The 17,996-nt window shown below is 65.1% G+C and carries 16 protein-coding genes; 7 read left to right on the top strand and 9 right to left on the bottom strand.

The features are described 5' to 3' along the window. Nucleotides 1–21: 21 nt before the first annotated feature. From K6T84_RS03855 to K6T84_RS03865, 3 genes are read right to left on the bottom strand one after another with little or no spacing between them, the layout of a single operon-like run. Nucleotides 22–1,473, bottom strand: a complete 1,452-nt coding sequence (locus K6T84_RS03855) for a wax ester/triacylglycerol synthase domain-containing protein (RefSeq protein ID WP_225400679.1) — start codon at nt 1,471–1,473, stop codon at nt 22–24. Further along, entirely contained in the window at nt 1,451–2,389 is a 939-nt protein-coding gene (locus K6T84_RS03860) for an alpha/beta fold hydrolase (RefSeq protein WP_329786638.1), read from the bottom strand. Before K6T84_RS03860 ends, K6T84_RS03855 begins: the two co-directional genes overlap by 23 nt. Further along, nucleotides 2,386–3,486: an NAD(P)-dependent alcohol dehydrogenase gene (locus K6T84_RS03865; RefSeq protein ID WP_225400677.1), complete on the bottom strand. Its 1,101-nt coding sequence runs from the start codon at nt 3,484–3,486 to the stop codon at nt 2,386–2,388. The genes K6T84_RS03860 and K6T84_RS03865 overlap by 4 nt, the downstream gene beginning before the upstream one ends. Nucleotides 3,487–3,783: 297 nt before the next feature. Between K6T84_RS03865 and K6T84_RS03870 the strand changes: the two genes are divergently transcribed. The 7 genes from K6T84_RS03870 (at nt 3,784) to K6T84_RS03900 (ending at nt 11,691) form a co-directional block, all read left to right on the top strand. Then, a complete protein-coding gene (locus K6T84_RS03870; RefSeq protein ID WP_329786639.1) occupies nt 3,784–5,271 on the top strand; it encodes an HAD-IB family hydrolase in 1,488 nt (495 codons plus the stop codon). Further along, nucleotides 5,268–7,112, top strand: coding sequence for a 1-acyl-sn-glycerol-3-phosphate acyltransferase (locus K6T84_RS03875; protein WP_225400675.1), 1,845 nt, complete (start codon nt 5,268–5,270; stop codon nt 7,110–7,112). The genes K6T84_RS03870 and K6T84_RS03875 overlap by 4 nt, the downstream gene beginning before the upstream one ends. A gap of 107 nt (nt 7,113–7,219) precedes the next feature. Further along, on the top strand, nt 7,220–8,014 hold the full coding sequence (locus K6T84_RS03880) for an enoyl-CoA hydratase-related protein (RefSeq protein ID WP_225400674.1): 795 nt from the start codon (nt 7,220–7,222) through the stop codon (nt 8,012–8,014). Between the two features lie 3 nt (nt 8,015–8,017). Next, nucleotides 8,018–9,163 (top strand): acyl-CoA dehydrogenase family protein, encoded by a 1,146-nt coding sequence (locus tag K6T84_RS03885; protein ID WP_225400673.1) that lies wholly within the window; start codon nt 8,018–8,020, stop codon nt 9,161–9,163. Next, nucleotides 9,160–10,056, top strand: a complete 897-nt coding sequence (locus tag K6T84_RS03890; RefSeq protein WP_225400672.1) for an SDR family oxidoreductase — start codon at nt 9,160–9,162, stop codon at nt 10,054–10,056. The genes K6T84_RS03885 and K6T84_RS03890 overlap by 4 nt, the downstream gene beginning before the upstream one ends. Before the next feature lie 291 nt (nt 10,057–10,347). Next, nucleotides 10,348–10,806, top strand: a complete 459-nt coding sequence (locus K6T84_RS03895; protein ID WP_225400671.1) for a MaoC family dehydratase — start codon at nt 10,348–10,350, stop codon at nt 10,804–10,806. 177 nt (nt 10,807–10,983) lie between these two features. Beyond that, nucleotides 10,984–11,691 carry a FadR/GntR family transcriptional regulator gene (locus tag K6T84_RS03900; RefSeq protein WP_225400670.1) on the top strand — a complete coding sequence of 236 codons (708 nt, stop codon included), beginning with the start codon at nt 10,984–10,986 and terminating at the stop codon, nt 11,689–11,691. 25 nt (nt 11,692–11,716) lie between these two features. Here the strand turns inward: K6T84_RS03900 and K6T84_RS03905 are convergent, their stop codons facing one another. The 6 genes from K6T84_RS03905 to K6T84_RS03930 all read right to left on the bottom strand — a co-directional run bounded on the left by K6T84_RS03905 (nt 11,717) and on the right by K6T84_RS03930 (nt 17,942). Then, nucleotides 11,717–12,364 carry a CoA transferase subunit B gene (locus K6T84_RS03905; protein ID WP_225400669.1) on the bottom strand — a complete coding sequence of 216 codons (648 nt, stop codon included), beginning with the start codon at nt 12,362–12,364 and terminating at the stop codon, nt 11,717–11,719. Continuing rightward, a complete protein-coding gene (locus K6T84_RS03910) occupies nt 12,361–13,107 on the bottom strand; it encodes a CoA transferase subunit A (RefSeq protein ID WP_225402057.1) in 747 nt (248 codons plus the stop codon). Before K6T84_RS03910 ends, K6T84_RS03905 begins: the two co-directional genes overlap by 4 nt. Nucleotides 13,108–13,133: 26 nt before the next feature. Further along, entirely contained in the window at nt 13,134–14,324 is a 1,191-nt protein-coding gene (locus tag K6T84_RS03915; RefSeq protein WP_225400668.1) for an acyl-CoA dehydrogenase family protein, read from the bottom strand. Continuing rightward, a complete protein-coding gene (locus tag K6T84_RS03920; RefSeq protein WP_225400667.1) occupies nt 14,324–16,024 on the bottom strand; it encodes an AMP-binding protein in 1,701 nt (566 codons plus the stop codon). Before K6T84_RS03920 ends, K6T84_RS03915 begins: the two co-directional genes overlap by 1 nt. 114 nt (nt 16,025–16,138) lie before the next feature. After that, nucleotides 16,139–16,933, bottom strand: coding sequence for an enoyl-CoA hydratase/isomerase family protein (locus K6T84_RS03925; protein ID WP_225402056.1), 795 nt, complete (start codon nt 16,931–16,933; stop codon nt 16,139–16,141). Between the two features lie 31 nt (nt 16,934–16,964). Next, on the bottom strand, nt 16,965–17,942 hold the full coding sequence (locus K6T84_RS03930; protein WP_225400666.1) for a quinone oxidoreductase family protein: 978 nt from the start codon (nt 17,940–17,942) through the stop codon (nt 16,965–16,967). Nucleotides 17,943–17,996: the final 54 nt, after the last annotated feature.

A 17,996-nucleotide genomic window follows, 5' to 3' on the forward strand; every position in this document is an offset into this window, starting at 1 on the left:
CATTAGGGGGGGTTGTCGCTCCTACTTTGGGGGTAACACCGCGTCGGCCAGCGCAATCACTTCCTGGAATCCCTCCCGGAGGCAAGTCGCAAACACGGTGGCGTCGGCGATGGCTTCCGGGTCGTAGTTCACGGCGATACAACAGGTTCCCTGGTAGGTCAGCATCGTGGCCATGGCTGGGATACCGGGTCGCGGTCCCATCGGGTAAATGCGCGTCACCCGTGCACCGGCCAGATACAGCGGACGGCCGATCGCCCCGAGGTTGGACGCCTGCAGGTCAGAAAGCCCCGTCATCTCGCCGGTGATCCGAGTGAGTACTAGCCCCGGCAGGCGACTGAGTACCGGCGCGAGAAGATCGAGAAATCCGAGTGCGGGCTCCATACGTGCATCCACAATGAGGTTGTGGATGGCGGCGATGCGTGCCTTGGGATCTGCTTCGCCGACCGGCGCGACGAAACGGGCGCCGGCGAACTTGTTCGCGCCCATCGGATCGGTATCGGTGCGCAGGCTGACCGGGAATGCTATGGGCATGGAATCCACAGTGATGGAGAGCTTTTCGTGATACCGGCGGAGCCCACCCATGAGGCCTGCCAGGAATGCGTCGTTGACTGAACCTCCGGCTGCCCGTCCGGCGGATTTCAGGCGGTCCAACGGCACGTCGAAGGCGTCCAACCGGTAACCGGATCCACTGCCGCTCAGTGCGGGGGAGTGGGGTGCGTCCGGAGGTGTGAGCACGCGCCGTAGCGAGGCGGCGAATTTCACGGCGTCGTTGGTTGTGCCGACGGGGTCGTGGGCAAACCTGTCGGCGAGGCGGACGGTGTCGCGCAGCGCCCTTCCGGGCAGCCCGACGATCATGGCGGCCAACCGATTTGCCAACAGTCCCTCGGGTGATTCCCGACGTCGAGGGTGGGGCAGCGGCCGATCATCGGCCGGGCTGTGGTCCCGGCGGTGTCCATGGGCGAGGTCCAGCAGTTGGAGCAGACCGATCCCGTCGCTGAGGCTGTGATGAGGCTTGAACAGGTAAGCGGCTTGGCCCTCCACGACACCGAGCACGAGCAGGGCCTCCCAAGGCGGGCGCTCCGGGTCGAGCGGACGCGCGGCGAACTGGGCTGCCAGGGAATACAGTTCGGCCATCGACCCGTCTCCGGGCAGCCGCACCCGTTGCAAGTGATAGTCGAGGTCGAAATGCGGGTCCGGAGACCATGCCGGAGCAACCAACGGCAGGGGTGGCTCGATGACACGTTCCCGTAGGCGCGGAACCTGCTGGGTCAAACGACGATGGCCGGCGACCAGCCGATCCCAGTCCGGCTCGGTATCGAGAAGCTCGATTATTACGCCGGTTGAGCGGGCGCGATAGTCGCCAGAAACACGCCACATCAAGGCTTCCCAGGCGCTGAGATCCTGGCCACCACCCCATGAGGCCAATCCGTCGTCGTCGAGGATGGGCACTTCAGACGGCTTTCTTGTCGACATCACGGGTCACCTCCAGGATCAGGTTGGCCACTGCGGCCGGCTCATCGGACATCGGTACGTGCCCGACACCGGCTAGCCGAACCGATTCCGCTCCGGGTATGCGTTCAATCATCGGAGCGCCGAAATGCTTGAACGGCAGCACCCGATCACGATCGCCCCAGACGACCCGCACTGGATAATCGTGATCGGCCGGGAGTGGCTGAACCTGGGAGTGCGGCAGGACCCTGGCGAGCGGCGCCACGATCGGCGAGGCGGCGCTGGCCCGGATGGTGGCCGCTACCAATTCGGGGGCAACGCGGCCGGGGTGGGCGACCTGGCTGGACAACAGTGGCCAGCGCAGCACAGGGTTGGTGGCGATTGCGTCGGCGCGCGCAGTGTAGCGACTGAGCACACCGGCGGAACATCGTATGGTCGTCGCGAGTAACTCGATGCGGCGCTGTGACTTCCACGCGCCCGCGGGACTGAGTAGCACCAGGGACCGGGCCCGACCGCGACGTGCCAGTTCGATGCCGAGCCACCCGCCCAGCGAGTTGCCGGCGATGTGGACCGTCTGCAAACCCAGTCGGTCCAGCTCGTTTTCGACAGCGTCAGCCAGGGCGTGAACTGACGGCGCAACCTGGGGGTCCACAGGCGGCCCACCGGCGTGGCCCGGCAGCGTCGGTGCGATGACGTCATGGTGTGGTTCCAGATACGGCAGCACCGGCGACCAGACATGCCAGAAAGCCGTGATGCCGTGCAGCAATAGCAGTGGCGTACCGGTTCCGGCGCGATGGCCGGCGGTGAGCTCCAAGTGCGGGAGCACACGGCGTGGCCTGCCTCGTTTGCGCCGGGCGCACGTGGTGGCAAGGGCACTGCCGACGAGGACCGCCCTGGTGACGGCGGTCCAGCGCCGTCCCGGATCGTTCCCGGCGGTCACGGGGTCAGTACAACTTTGAGGATCTCGCCGCGGAGCTGGGCGGCCACCGCCTCGTTGATCTGTGTCAGCGGCATGGTGGTGATCAGCTTGTCGAATGGGAACTTCCCCTGCGCATGCAGATCCAGCAGATAGGGGATGAATGTCTGCGGGTCGGCGTCGCCTTCGACGATGCCGCGGATCGTCAGGCCCAGCATCGGGGTTTGGAACAGCCCGACCGAAAACGCGGCCAGCGGATCGGCGGGCACACCGAGCATCCCCAGCACGCCTCGCATCCCGAGTGAGGCAAGCAGTTGCTCGACGACCGGAGCCGCCGCGGTGGTGTCGAGGGCGTAGTCGGCACCGGCGGGCAGGAATTGTCGGATCTGTTCGGAAACCTCGCCGGCCTGTGGGTCAACGACGTGGGTGGCGCCCAGTTCGGCGGCCAGATCCCGTCTGTTCTGGTGTGGTTCGACCACGATGATCGAGGCGGCTTCGCGCACCACGGCGGCCAATACCGCGGAAAGGCCGACCGGCCCGGCGCCGGCGATCACGATCGTGGATCCGGGCTGGACGTCGAGGGAGTTGAGCACTGCGCCAGCTCCGGTCTGGATTCCGCATCCCAGCGGCCCCACCAGTTCCAGTGGAGCGCCCTGGGGGAGCTTGACCACGTTGCGTTCGTGTGCCAGGGCGTGGGTCGCCAATGACGACTGGCCGAAGAAGTTGCTGCCCAGTTTGGTTCCGCCAGTTGAGAGCCCAGATGAGCCGTCCGGGCGGCCGCCCCCGAAGTTGTATTCGAGGAAGCTATGGCAATAGGCCGGTTCATTCTTCGCGCAACGGGGGCATGCATTGCAGCTGTTGAAGCTGATCGCGACGTGATCGCCGACGCTCACGGTCGTCACATCGGGGCCGACGGACACCACGGTTCCGCTGCCCTCGTGTCCCAGGACGCCAGGAAAGGGGAACGGCAGGTGCCCTTCTTGGACTGCGATATCGGTGTGGCAGATGCCGACCCCGGCGATCTGGACCACCACTTCACCCGGACCTGGTTCCTGTAGGTCGAGGTCGGTGAGGACGAACGGTGCGCCGACCTCTTGCACCACCGCGGCTGAAATCTGCATCCGTTACCCCTTACCAATGCTGACTGTTTGTGCTGCGAGTGTGACGGAGACCGCGGCGATGCCGCGTCACCACGTGGAGAGGTTTGTACGCCTCGTTAGAGGTATTTCGGTCCGACGCTCTTGGCTGCGCCAGGTCGTCTCCTCATAGTGGGAGAGGCCGGAACATGACCGCCGCGAACCACCCGCCCCGGCACCGCGCGGGCACGTCGCCCCCATCAAGAAGGCGTGCATGCCGGTGCCGGGGTCGGGCCCAGTCGTAGCCGCTAACGAGGAGACGCAATGACAGCTTCACCGCCGGTGGTCTCGGTCGACGACGTCATCGCCGGCATCAAGGCAGGACCGGGTGGGCCCAAGATCGCGGCGTTCTTCGACTTCGATGGAACCCTGATCGAGGGGTATTCGGCAGGTGCGCTGTATGCACACCGTGCTCGCAATTTCGAACTGGGGCCGGATGAGTTGGTGCGCACGATGCGCGCTGCGCTGGCCGGCCCGCTCGATGAGGACGCCTTCACTGATCTGATGTTGCGGGGAATTCAAGGCTGGGTAGGCCGCACCGACGACGAGCTGATGGAACTCGGTGATCAACTGTTCGTCGAACATGTCGCGGGGTCATTGTTCCATGGGGCTTGGCGGCTGGTGCGCGCCCATCAGAACCACGGTCACACTGTGGTGATCGCGACGTCGGCGACCCGGATGCAGGTGGCACCGATGGCCCGGGAACTTGGCATCGAGCACGTGCTGTGCACCGAGCTGGAGACCGAAAACGGTGTGCTCACCGGTGGACTGGCGGGCCGGACGCTGTGGGGACCGGGGAAAATCGCCGCTGTTCGGGAATTCGCCCATCGCAAGCGGATTCGACTGGGGGATAGCCACGCCTATGCCAACGGTGATGAGGATGTCGCGTTGCTCGACGGGGTCGGGTTCCCGCACCCGGTCAACCCCGCGCCGATCCTGGCCCACCACGCCGCCGAGCGCCAGTGGCCTGCGGTGCGTTTCCCGGCAAAACGTAACCAGTTGCATCCGATGGCACTGGCCCGGACGACGGCCTTGATAGGCGGCTTCGCGGCGGCGGTCGGAGCGGGCACCCTCGCCGGCGTGCTAACCAACGACAGTCGCGGCGGAATGGACCTAACGACCTCCCTGTTCGGCCGAATGGCAGGGCAATTGAGCAATATCCACTTCGACATCAGTGGTGAGGAGCACACCACGCACCGGCCCGCGGTGTTCTTCATCAACCATCAGAGCACGCTGATCGATGCGCTCGTTACGTCGCGCGTCGTGCAGCGAGGTTTCACCGTGGTGGCCAAGGCAGAAGTGAAGCAGGTGCCCGTACTCGGGCAGTTGCTCGACCTGGCGGGCGTAGCCTTCGTGGACCGCTCGAGCACATCGAAGGCCATTTCAGCGATGCAGCCCGCGGTGGATAAGTTGCGTGCCGGAGTGTCGATCGCGATGTCGCCGGAAGGCACTCGGTCGCTGAGTCCGCGGATAGGCGCGTTCAAGAAAGGCGGCTTTCACCTGGCTCGCGACGCGGGCGTTCCCATCGTTCCCATCGTCATCCGAAATGCCGGTGAAATCATGTGGCGCAACGCGAAAGTGGTCCAGGAAGGCACAATCGAGGTCGTTGTCCACGAACCGCTTCCGACTGTCAACTGGACCAAAGCTGACCTCGACGAGTGGGTGCCGCGAACGCGTCAGCTCTACATCGACACTCTCGATGATTGGCCGGGCGTCGAGGTCGGGAGGCAGTGGTCGGAGGCGATCGCGCAGGCATCGGTGCGACGATGACGCTGTTGCCGGATCGTCTGGCGCGGTTGCTGCGCCGGAGTGAGTCCGCCACGTCGAGCGATGAGGCTGCTGAGCTGCTGAATTCTGATGAAATACGTCGTGCCACTGTACAATTGGCGGCGCAATTGGACCGTGATCTGGCAGACGTGCGGGCCGAAGCCGCCACTTACGTGCGCGAGATGACGGTGACCCACGTCCCCGCGGTCGTGCGCGCCTGGCAGGCGTGGTCGGCGTGGATGGTCCGTGGCTTCCAGGTCGTCATCGATGACGACGACCTTGCCAGATTGCGGGTGCTTGACCGCGACCATGCGCTGATCTTCTTGATCTCGCACCGTTCTTACCTGGATCAATTCTCGTTCCCGCCCCGCCTGACGCAGGCAGGCATATCGCCGACGTTCGGGCTGGCCGGCGCCAACCTGAATTTCTTTCCGCTGGGCACCTTGGCCCGTCGAAATGGTTTCATTCCGTTACGACGTGCCACCGGTGACATCCCGGTCTACCGGCTGGCCCTGCGTGCACTCGTCGGCCGACTGGTGGCCAGTGGCCGCAACCTGGTCTGGTCGATCGAAGGAGGCAGGACCCGCACCGGAAAGCTACGCCCGCCGCGATACGGGTTGCTGAGCTATGTGACCGACGCAGTCGAAGCCGTCGGGTCTGAACAGTCCGTTGCGGTGCCGGTCTCCATCTTGTTCGATCAGTTGCCGTTGCACGAAGTCAAACTGATGGCCGCGGAATCTCGTGGACTGCCCAAGAAGCCAGAAAACGTGCGTTGGCTCCTCAGCTACGCACGAGGCCTGCGTCACCGGCTGGGACGCATCTACATCAATTTCGGACCACCGGTGCCGCTGCATGAGCGCATCATTGCGTTGCGCGCCGAGGGGCTCAATGATCGACAGGTAGTCGAGCGCATCGCGTTGGACATCTGCCACCGACTCAACCAGGCCACCCCGGTGACCGCGACGGCCGCCGTCTGCGTCGCGATGCTCGGTGAAGACCGCGCATTGACTCTCGATGAAGTGTGCGCCACTGTCGCGCCGCTGGCCGGCTACCTACGCGCCCGCGGCTGGCCCGTCGCCGGAGGCGCCGACCTCACTGACCGTGCCACCGTGTCGCAGACATTGCATGACCTGGTCGGATCCGGTGTGCTGACCAGCTATTCCGAGGGGCCGGTGACGGTGTGGGGAATAGGTGCGGATCAGCACCTGATCGTTGGGGTCTATCGCAATAGCGCGATCCATGTCCTGGTGCTCAGGGCCATCGCCGAGCTGGCCTTGCTGGCCATCGTGCAGACACCGGGTGCCACCAAACGCATTGGCTGGGAAAGGGCGTTGGCGGTCCGGGAACTGTTGAAGTTCGACTTCTTCTTCCCTGGTCGTGACGAGTTCGCCGAGGAACTGTGGCATGAGTTCGCCATCATGACCGGGCGTCGGCAGGACCCCGATGCCCCGATCAATACGGACGAGGCCGCACGCAGCCTGCATGAAACTCATTTGCTGGTAGCACATCTGGTGCTCAGGCCGTTCATCGACGCTTACCGCGTGGTGGCCGAGGAGTTGATGAGTCTGGGGCTTGGTCGCGATGTGGAGGAACGGGAGTTGTTGACGAGGTGCCTGCGCCTTGGTCGGCAATGGTCGCTGCAGCACCGCATCACCGAGGAATCGGTATCCGGGGAGATGTTCGCTACGGCACTGAAGATGGCGCGCCACCGTGGGCTGCTGGGCGCAGATAGAACCGCGGCGGACATTGCGGATGGTCGGGTTGAGCTGGTAGCTGAGCTGGATGAGTTACAGATGTCGATCGGCGAACTGGCTCGCATGCGGCGAGGTCGTGGGGCCGGCTGAGTGCGGCAGAACGGGGGGTTCCGCAACCCCAGCTTCTTTGGTAATATGGTAAGACCAAAGCTTCAGGATCGGCAGTACTCAAGGCTTTCAACGAGGAGAGGTAACCGATGACCGAATTCACCGACATCACCTATGAGGTCGACAACGGCCTGGCCTGGATCACGATCAACAGGCCCGAGCGGTACAACGCCTTTCGCGCGCGTACCCTCGACGAGCTCATCCGGGCATTCAAGCTGGCGTGGGGGAGCTCGGAGGTCGGGGTGATCTGCCTGACGGGGGCGGGTGAGAAGGCGTTCTGCACCGGCGGCGACCAGAAACAGCGCGCCGAGACCGGCGACTACGGCCCCTCGGAAACCGGTCTCTTCGAGGTGGATTCGCTGCATCGGGTCATCCGAGATGCACCCAAACCGGTCATTGCCGCGGTCAACGGGTTCGCCATCGGGGGTGGCCACGTGCTGCACGTGCTGTGCGACCTGACGATCGCCGCCGACACCGCGGTATTCGGCCAGAACGGACCGCGGGTCGGGTCGTTCGATGCCGGCTTCGGCACCGGATTCCTGGCGCGGATAGTCGGAGAGAAGCGCGCGCGTGAAATCTGGTTCCTGTGCCGGCGGTACTCGGCGCAGCAGGCCGCGGACTGGGGCTTGGTCAACAAGGTGGTGCCGGCCGATCAGCTGAAGTCCGAGGTGCGGGCTTGGGCGGATGAGATTCTGCAGCTCTCGCCGACGGCGTTGAAGGTGCTCAAGCAGTCGTTCAACACCGACACGGAACAGTTCGCGTCGATGGGGCAGATGGCGTACTCGAGCCTGAAGATGTTCGGCGACACGCCGGAGGCGCAGGAGGGTGTAGCCGCCTTCAACGAGAAGCGCGCTCCCGAGTTCGCCGCCTACCGGGGCCAGTAGACCGTGACCGCCGGGTTATTCACCGACGAACAGCGTGAGTTTGCTGACGCCATCGAGAAATTCTGTGCTGAGACCTGTGGGACCGCCGAGAAACGGGCCCAACTCACCGATGGTGGGACGCTGTCGAACAGCCCGGTGGTGTTGCGGCAGTTGGCCGAGCTCGGCTGGCTGGGTGTGTCGATACCTGCCGAGTACGGCGGCGGCGGAGCGGGCATGGTCGAGGAGTGCATCTTCCTTGAGGAGACCGCCCGGGGTCAGGCGCCGATTCACGCCTACGGCACCGGCCTAACCGCCGCCCAGACCTATCTGCGGCACGGCACCGAACCGCAAAAGTCCGAGGTGTTGAACAATCTGTGCGCCGGGCGGTTCGAGGCGATCGCGTTGTCCGAGCCCGGTGCCGGATCCGATCTGGGCGCGGTCTGTACCCGGGCGGTTCGTGACGGCGACCGGTTCGTGATCAACGGCCAGAAGACCTGGATCACCGCCGCGCACCTGGCCGACCACTTGCTGGTGCTTACTCGCACCGACCCCAATGTCGGCAAACACCATGGCCTCACGCTGATGTACCTGTCCACCTCGACGCCCGGACTCGACATCAAGCCGATAAAGACCATGGACGGTCATACCGTCAATGAAGTGTTCTTCACCGATGTTGCCGTTCCCGTCGACAACGTCGTTGGCGGGATCGGCGACGCCTGGCACCGGCTGATGCGTGGCCTCAACGTGGAGCGGCTGATCATTGCCGCGATGTCGCTCGGCGCCGCGCGACGATCCCTGGAGGACACGCTGGACTATGTCCGCCAGCGCGAAGTCTTCGGGCATTCCGTCGGCAGCTTTCAGGCCGTCCGGCATCGATTGGCCGATCTGGTCGCCGAGATCGAATGTTGCCGTGCCTTCACGTATCAGGTTGCTGCTCAGATCGACGCCGGGCTGGAGGATCAGCTGGCGCGCGCGGGCTCGATCGCGAAACTCAAATGCACCGAGGTCGCTAAAAAGGCTGCGCTGGAAGGAATCCAGCTGATGGGCGGCAACGGATACACGGTCGAGTTCGGGATGGAAGCGCAGCTGCGCAAGGCCTTGGCGCCACCGATCTACGGCGGTGCCAACGAGATTCAACGTGACATCATCGCGAAGAGCTTGGCGCTGTGAGCCGGAGTATCTTCGCGCCGGACGTGCTGGCGGGCAAGCGAATCCTGATCACCGGCGGCGGCACCGGCCTGGGCCGGGGTGTGGCAGCCCAACTGGTTGCTCACGGCGCTCACGTGCATCTGTGGGGCCGTCGGGAGGCCGTGCTCGCCGAGGCCGCCGCCGAGATCGGGGCCGGCCACCCCGGCCGGGTGGCCCATCAGGCGGTCAACGTGCGCGAATTCGACCTAGTCGAGGCGGCGGTGGCCGAGATCTGGGATCGGCACGGACCGTTGACCGGTGTGCTGAACAACGCGGCCGCGAACTTCATCGCCCCGACCGTCAGCTTGAGCCAGCGTGCGTTCGAGGCGGTCACCTCGACGGTGATGACCGGCTCGTTCAATACCACGTTGGCCGTCGGCAAGCGCTGGATCGCCGATGGACTACCCGGTTCGGTGTTGTCGAACCTGACCACATGGGTGTGGAGCGGGTCGGCTTTCGTCGTCCCATCGGCAATGGCCAAAGCCGCGGTGCATGCCATGACGATGTCGTTGGCCGTCGAGTGGGGTCCCTATGGAATTCGCCTCAATGCCCTGGCACCCGGGCCGATCCCAACCGAGTACGCCTGGGAGATGCTCAACCCCACGGACAAGAGTTCGGTCGGCGCGACGCAGTCCGACCAGATTCCACTAGGCCGGCCCGGAACCATCGAGGAGCTGGCGAACCTGACCATTTTCGCGTTCTCCGACGCGTGCGACTACCTGACTGGGGAAACCATTGCGATGGACGGCGGACAACGGCTGGCCGGGCCCAACACCTTCGCCGGGCTCTCAGAGCTGACCGATGAGGACTGGGCAGCCGCGCGGGAGCGGAGCAAGAGGGCATCTGCAGCCGCCAAGGCGGAGCGTTCGGTGTGACGGATCCGTGAGTGGGATGCGGAACACGGTGAAGGCCGCGGAGTACGGGGCTGGCGCTTTCACCGCGTCGCCGAGGTGGGTCGTTATATCCCTTCTCAATACCCTGGCTGCGGCATGTTTCGTGGTGGTGGGGGTGGTTCTGGGCAGTACGACGGTGGCTGTCGGGGCCATGGTTGTCGGCGGTTCCGGTTCAATCCCGATCAATCTGGTGGCCAGGGCGATGCAATGGCGACGGCGAAGCCGTCATCCCGCCGGCTGGCGCGGACCCGTCGGGTAGCAGAAAGGTAAGCGGTGCGAATCATCTCATCTATCGGCGAAGCTATCGAGGCCGTCGGTCAAGACTTCGGCGCTTCCGACTGGATCACCGTGGATCAGCAGCGCATCAATGCGTTCGCCGACGCTACCGGTGATCAGCAGTGGATCCACATCGACGTCGAGCGGGCCCGCACCGAGAGCCCTTTCGGCGGGACGATTGCACACGGATTCTTGACGCTGTCCCTGATTCCGGCGCTGAGCAAGGACAATTACCGCGTCGACAACGCTAAGATGGGCATCAACTACGGGCTGAACCGGGTGCGGTTTCTGGCGCCAGTTCGGGCGGGCAGTCGTGTCCGCGTCCGATCTGAGCTCATAGACGCTGCGAAGGTCAACGACACTACGGTGGACCTGACGGTGCGGCATACCGTCGAACTCGACGGTTCGGCGAAGCCTGCTGCGGTGGCGGAGATGATCGCACGAATGGTGTTCTGAGCCCCGCCATCCGGCGCGCGTCGTGTGCTCGAAGCTGTCGAGCAATATACTCTGACATTAAGACCATGACTTAGGTCGGACCATTTGACTGAGGCGTAGACGGGTGCAGCGGTGACGGAACCAGACGGGTCGGGATCGACATCAGCGCGTTCGAACGTCATCCTCAAACCAGTCGATGTGCCTAAAGCCTCCGATGTGCTGGCCCGCGAATTGCGTGAACGGATCTTGAGCGGTGAGTTGGCGGTGGGGGTGGCACTGCCCGCGGAGCGTGAACTGGTCAAGCAGACGCAGATGAGCCGCGCCACGGTGCGCGAGGCACTCCGCATCCTGGAGGTGCAGAACCTGATACGGGTCAGGGCGGGACGGGCCGGAGGTGCCTTCGTACAGCGACCCACAACCAAGTCGATGGCCAACTCGGTGAGCATGATGATCCGCGGCCAGCAGATCAAACTCGCCGATCTGATGGAGACGCGCGAGGCGCTGGAACCGTTCTGCGCGGAACTGGCGGCCCGTAACCGCACAGATGAGGACCTAGCGGTGCTCGACGCTGCCAACGACGCGATCGCAGATCCGGATGCCGATCTGCCGGCGTTCCTGCAGGCCAACCTGGACTGGCACGTTGGGGTGGCGGTGGCAGGGCACAACGAATTGCTGATCGGGTTCATGACCGCGTTGTCGCATGCCATCTACGCCGGCACCGAGAACCCCGCGTTCGTCGACGAGAACGTGCGAGCCGTCACCCAGCGCGCACACCGGTCGATCACCACCGCGATCCGCAACCGTGACGCCGAGGCCGCAGGCCGACGCATGGGACGGCATGTGCACAGCTACGCCAAGGCCGCGTTGGCGATGGACAAGCGTGGCGCCATCAAAGTCGACGACTGAGTGACGAGCGTCAGGCGTCAGACCTTCACATCCGCGCCGGAAGTGATACCGGTGCTGCGGTTTTCGCGACGACCTCGTCGGCGCTGACCCCGGGCGCCGTTTCCACCAGACGCAGCCCGTCGTCGGTGACGTCGATGACGGCCAGATCGGTGAAGATCCGGTTCACGCAGCGCGCACCGGTGAGCGGCAGCGTGCAGCGCTCGACGATCTTCGCGCTGCCGTCCTTGGCGGTGTGGTCCATCATCACCATCACCCGCCGTGCCCCGTGCACCAGGTCCATCGCCCCGCCCATGCCTTTGATCATCTTGCCCGGGACCGTCCAGTTGGCCAGATCCCCAGTCGCCGAGACCTGCATGGCACCCAGCACCGCCACATCGAGATGCCCGCCGCGGATGATCCCGAATGACGCCGAGGACGGGAAGAACGCCGCACCCGGCAACGTCGTGACGGTTTCCTTACCGGCGTTGATCAGATCGGCATCCAAATCTTCGCGTCGAGGGTAAGGTCCGACCCCGAGGATCCCGTTCTCCGAGTGCAAGACGACGGTGACCTCGGCGGGAATATGGTTGGGAATCAAGGTGGGCAGCCCGATCCCGAGGTTGACGTACTGTCCGTCGGAGAATTCGGCAGCTACCCGGGCCGCCAGCTCGTCACGGCTCCAGCCAACGCTCATGAGCGCACCGTTTCCTTCTCGATTCGTTTCACCGGGTTCGGCATGTGGACCACGCGGTGCACGTAAATCCCGGGAGTGTGTACCTGGGCGGGGTGGATCTCGCCCGGTTCGACAAGATGCTCAACCTGGGCGATGGTGATACGGCCCGCGACGGCGCAGTCCGCGTTGAAGTTTCCGGCGGCCGCGTGGTAGACGAGGTTGCCGTGTCGATCGCCTTTGAAGGCGTGAACCAGGGCGAAATCGGTTCGGATGGCGCGTTCCAACACGTAGGTGCGCCCATCGAATTCGCGGGTCTCCTTGGGCGGTGAGGCCACCGCGATCGCACCGGACGGGTCGTAACGCCACGCCAGGCCGCCGTCAGCCACTTGGGTCCCTACTCCGGTCGGTGTGTAGAAAGCCGGGATCCCAGCCCCGCCGGCGCGTAACCGCTCGGCGAGTGTGCCCTGGGGGGTCAGCTCCAGCTCAAGCTCACCGGACAGGTACTGCCGGGCGAATTCCTTGTTCTCCCCCACGTAGGAGTTGACAGTGCGCCGGATTCGCTTGTGCTGCAGCAGTACTCCCAACCCGATCCCGTCGACACCCAGGTTGTTCGACACCGTCTCCAGGTCGGTTACGCCAAGCTCGAGCACCGCCTCGATCAGCGCCTCGGGGATGCCGCTCAGCCCGAATCCGCCGACCGCGAGCGACGACCCGTCGGTCACGTCGGCCACGGCCTCAGCCGCTGTCGCCACGACTTTGTTCAACATCAGATGCCTCCTAGGCCGGGCTGTCAGCTTCTGGGCATACCGAGGATGCGCTCGGCGACGATATTTCGCTGGATGAACGTCGACCCGCCGGCGATGGCGGTGCCGCGTGCCTGATAGGCCAGCCGCAGCCACCGCTGGTGATCGGCCATGCCGGAGTCGTCGGCCTTTTCGGCCAGTGCGAACTGCCCGCCCATCTCGTCGAGGTCCAACCCGAAATCCGCGATGTCCTCCACCAGCGGGCAGAAGTACAGCTTCCCGATCGAGGTGACCGGCCCCGGCGGTCCGTCGCCGGCCGCCCCGGTGATGACCCGCTGCCCGATCAAATAGTGAATCAGGGCTCGTCCGTACAGGTCGGCGATGCGTTGCCGGACCCCCGGGTCGGCGCCCAGCGGGGTGCCGTCATGGGTAGTGCGATCGCCGATCTCGCGGATCAAATCGTTGACAGCGCCGGTGGTGTTCACCCGGCCGGTGGCGATAGCGACCCGTTCGAACGCCAGGGTGCCCATGGCGACGGCCCATCCGCCGTCCACCTCACCGAGGACGTTGTCGTCGGGAATGAACACCTGATCCAGGAAGACCTCGTTGAACTCCGACTCGCCCAGCATGTGCGTCAGCGGCCGGACTTCGACGCCTGGACTATCCATGGCGAGCAGGAAATACGTGATGCCCTTGTGCCGCGGCCCGCCACCGGTACGGGCCAGCAGGATCGCGTGTGCGGCCAGTTGTGCGCGGCTGGTCCAGATTTTCTGACCCTGGATGCACCATCCACCGTCGACCTTGGTGGCCGTGGTGCGCAACGATGCCAGGTCCGAGCCGGCCTCCGGCTCGGAGAACAGCTGGCACCACAGCTCGTCGCCGGTGAGGATCGGCCGCAGGTAGCGTTCCTGCTGGGCGGCCGTGCCGAACTCGATGATCGTTGGTCCGGCGAAATCCTCGCCGACGATGTTCAACCGCTCCGGGGCGCCGGCCCGGTCGAGTTCTTCATTGAACACCGCACGCAGCTTGGCATTCGCCCCGCCGCCGCCGTACTCACTGGGCCAGGACAGCCCGGCATAGCCGGCGCCGTAGAGCAACCGCTGCCAGGTACGCCAGTAATCGAGCTTGTCTTCCAGCCGAGCGGGTTCGGGCCCACCCAGTTGCGGCACGGTGTCGCTCAACCAGGCGCTGGCCTTAGCGCGGAATTCGGCCTCTTCGGCGCTGTCCTTGAGTTCCATCAGCGGGGTCCCGTTATCTCGCTGGCCTGGTCGTGTTCGGCGTCCAGGCGGTCTTTGATGTCTTGACGTAATTGGTGTTTGAGCACTTTGCCGGTTGCCGTCATCGGCAACGCGTCGACGGCGACGACGCGCTCGGGGGTTTTCTGGATCGCCATGCCGCGCTCCAACAGGAACTCACGCAATTCGGCAACGGTAGGAGCATCCTGCCCAGGGTTGGTGACCACATAGCAGCACACCTTTTCGCCGAGCCGCTCGTCGGGCATCGCCACACACGCGGACACCTGCAGCCCGGGATGATGGGCCAGGTTCTCTTCGATTTCGCGGACGCTGATATTCATCCCGCCGCGGATGACGATGTCCTTGGTCCGCCCGGTCACCCGGACGTAACCGTCGTCGGTCATCACCCCCAGGTCGCCCGAGCGAGAGAATCCGTCTGCGGTGAACAAGGCCGCGGTCTCCTCGGGATTGCCGAGGTATTCGATCATGTGGGAGGGACCACGGAAGGCAATGTCGCCTTCGGTGCCCGGGGGCAGTGCGGTGCCGTCGGCATCGATGACCCTGATCTGGGATCCGGGCAAAGCAGCGCCGTCGGAGGTCAGTGCACGCGACACCTCATCGTTGATGGAACACGTGGTGGTGACCAGGTTTTCGCTACGACCGTAGAGGCTGAGTACCCGGAGGTTGGGTAGCGTCGCGTTGGCCTGTTCGACCACCGCGGTGGGGATCGGTGCGCCCGCGCAGGTCCACAACCGTAACTTGGACAGGTCGTGGCGCCCGGCGTCGTAGGCGGACAGCAGAGTGTGCAGGAAGGTGGTGGCGGTCACCGCCGCGCTGCAGCCGAAGCGCTGGATTTCCTCGGCGGCACGGGCCGGATCCCATTCGGCCATCAGGTGGGTGGACGCACCGGCCAGCAGCGGGAGCAGCACGCTGGTGACCAGCCCGGTGGTGTGGGCGATGGGGGAGGGGCCGAACTGCACATCGGCGTCGGTGTAGCCGAACGCCGTTACCAGCTGCCGTGCCCCCGAACAGTAGGTGTTGAAGGTGTGCGCGCAGCCTTTGGACCGCGATGTGGTGCCGGAGGTATAGACGACGACGAACGGGTCGTCGGCAGCTGCGGGGGTACCAAGTTCGGCGCGGGCGCTGTCGTCGTCGGTATCGGCTTCCAGCTCGTCCAGGCTGAACACATTGTCGTCGGCGTTCGCGTCGGCCGTGGCGTCGGGGGCTCGCACGACGACGATCGTGAGGTCCGGATGATCCTGGCGTAGACCGCGATACATCTCGAGATAGTCGAACTTCTTGAAAGTGGCCGGGGTGAACACCGCGCGGATTCCGGCGTTGGAGAGCACGTGGCCGATTTCATCGCTCCGGTAGATCGGCATGATCGGAACTCCGATCACCCCCAGGCGCGACAACGCGGCCAGCACCTGGATGAACTCCACCCAGTTCGGGAGCTGCACGGCCGCGGTGTCCCCGGCGCGCCAGCCTTGCCGGTGCAGACCGACCGCCAGCCGTTGGGCCGCGTCGAAGAGTTGCCGGAAGGTAAGTGACCTGGTTCCGTCGGTGGCGAACACCTTGTCCGGAGTGCGCTCGGCGTGCCGGATCAGCAGGTCGTGGAAAGTCTCCGATGACCACAGCCCCGCCTCGTAGTAGTCGCGGATCTCCTGTGCGCTATAGCGATCGGTGTGCGGGCTGGGTTTCATCGCGCTATTCCTCGGTTCCCTTCGATCCGCCATCCGGATCGCACACCGGCGGCATCAATTCATCGAACTATAGAATGGTCAGACCGAAATGGCAATGGTGTCGACCTGCGATGATCACGTGTTGCGCCACTGTGGGGAGCGCTTCTCCTTGAAGGCGCGTACACCTTCGGCCAGATCATCGGTGGTGAAGGCCAGCGCGAGTTGGGCCTGCAGATACTCCAGCGCGGACTCCAGCGGCATGTCTCGGGTCGCCGCCAGCGCTCGCTTGCCCATGCCCAACAGCAGCGGTGACTTGCCGGCGATGTCGGCGACCCAGCGGCGCAGGGTGTCGTCGAACTCCGCGTCGGGTACCGCCGCGTTGATCAACCCGGCTGCGGCCGCCTCGGTGGTGCCGATCAGGCGCCCGGTCATCATCAGCTCGTTGGCGACCAGCCGTCCGGTGGCGCGGAATATCAAGGCCGAGATCATGAACGGAAAGGCGCCGACGTTGATCTCCGGGCAGCCCAACCGGATCGACTCCTTGGCGATGATCAGGTCGCAGGCCAGGGCGATGCCGAGCGCACCGGCAAGGACATCGCCATTGGCGGCGCAGAGCACCGGCTTGTCGATCTCGCCGAGGGTTCGATACAGGGTGGGGAACCGGGACAGGCCGGCGTATTTGGTGATCGTTGCCCGGTCGTCGGCGAACGCGTCGAGGTTGCCGCCAGAGGAGAAGACCCGCGGGTGCGACGACGTCAGCACGATCACCCGGACGCGCGAGTCCGCAGCGGCCTGACGCAGGAGCGCGACGAGCTGATCCAGCAGCGCATCGGATAGTGCGTTGCGTCGTGCGGGGTCATCCAGGGTCAGGTAGGCGGCCAGTGCGTCGTCAGGGGTGGCCGGATCGGTGGCTTCGAGTCGGTAGGTCACCAGGTCGGGGGATTTGCTCACGGTGTGTCTCCTAGTGGGTCAGAACGCATTTGCCGAAGGTGCGGCCATGCTCGAGATATTCGTGTGCTTCGGCGGCCCGGTCCAGCGGGAACTCGCGGTCGATCACCGGCGGGCGCACCGAATATCGGTCGATCATGTTGAGCAGGCCGGCGAAGTCCCCGCTGCTGCCCATGGTTGTTCCGAGCAGGTCGAATTGACCGAAATAGAAACTGCGGATATCCATGTCGGCGCTCTGCGCGGCGTTGGCGCCGAGTACCACCAACCGGCCACCGGGCCGCAGTGCGCGCACCGACTCGGTCCAGCGCCCGACCGGGTCGAGGATCAGATCGAATCCGGCATTGTCCCGTGACAGAGTGCGGGCCTGGTCGGGCCAACCGGTTTCGGTGTGCAACACCCCGCCGCGAGCGCCGGCGGCCACCGCCCGCTCGATGGTGTCGGGGGAGGAGGAAGTCACCGTGATGTCGGCGCCGGCGGCCACCGCAAGAGCGATCGCCATGGTGGCGACCCCGCCGCCGGCTCCGATCACCAGCATCGACTCGCCGGCATGCAGTCGTCCGCGGGTGAACAGCGCCCGGTAGGTCGTCACCCCCACCAGCGGCAGCGCCGCCGCCTCGGCCCAGCTCATACCCGCGGGTTTGGCTGCCAGGCACTCGACGGGCACGCTGACCAGTTCGGCGTAAGTGCCGGGTGTGCGGTCGCCAAGGATCTCGAAGCGGGAACCGGGTGCCTCATTGCGTTCACCCCAGTGCAGCGACGGCAGCACCACCACCTCCTCGCCGGTGTCGGTACGCACACCGGCACCGTCGGCGCCGATGACATGTGGCAGTGGCGAACCGTAGCGACCCTGGCGCACCAGGACGTCGTGCCAGTTCAGTGCACTGGCGCGCAGCGCCACGGTGACCCAGCCTGGACGTGCTGCCGGGTCGGGCAATTCGCCGGCCCGCAGCACCGTCGGGGCGCCGAACTCGTGCATGACCACAGCGTGCATGCCCACCTCCTCTATGGACTGACCATTAGACCATTGATTAGGATTGCGGCGCAA

This window comes from Mycobacterium zoologicum (assembly GCF_020181635.2).
Taxonomy (GTDB): Bacteria; Actinomycetota; Actinomycetes; order Mycobacteriales; family Mycobacteriaceae; genus Mycobacterium; species Mycobacterium zoologicum.

Coding starts and splice junctions, on each gene's coding strand:
- K6T84_RS03920 (WP_225400667.1), bottom strand. CDS start 16,024: ATGAAACCCAGCCCGCACACCGATCGCTATAGCGCACAGGAGATCCGC.
- K6T84_RS03875 (WP_225400675.1), top strand. CDS start 5,268: ATGACGCTGTTGCCGGATCGTCTGGCGCGGTTGCTGCGCCGGAGTGAG.
- K6T84_RS03905 (WP_225400669.1), bottom strand. CDS start 12,364: ATGAGCGTTGGCTGGAGCCGTGACGAGCTGGCGGCCCGGGTAGCTGCC.
- K6T84_RS03915 (WP_225400668.1), bottom strand. CDS start 14,324: ATGGAACTCAAGGACAGCGCCGAAGAGGCCGAATTCCGCGCTAAGGCC.
- K6T84_RS03865 (WP_225400677.1), bottom strand. CDS start 3,486: ATGCAGATTTCAGCCGCGGTGGTGCAAGAGGTCGGCGCACCGTTCGTC.
- K6T84_RS03880 (WP_225400674.1), top strand. CDS start 7,220: ATGACCGAATTCACCGACATCACCTATGAGGTCGACAACGGCCTGGCC.
- K6T84_RS03855 (WP_225400679.1), bottom strand. CDS start 1,473: ATGTCGACAAGAAAGCCGTCTGAAGTGCCCATCCTCGACGACGACGGA.
- K6T84_RS03930 (WP_225400666.1), bottom strand. CDS start 17,942: ATGCACGCTGTGGTCATGCACGAGTTCGGCGCCCCGACGGTGCTGCGG.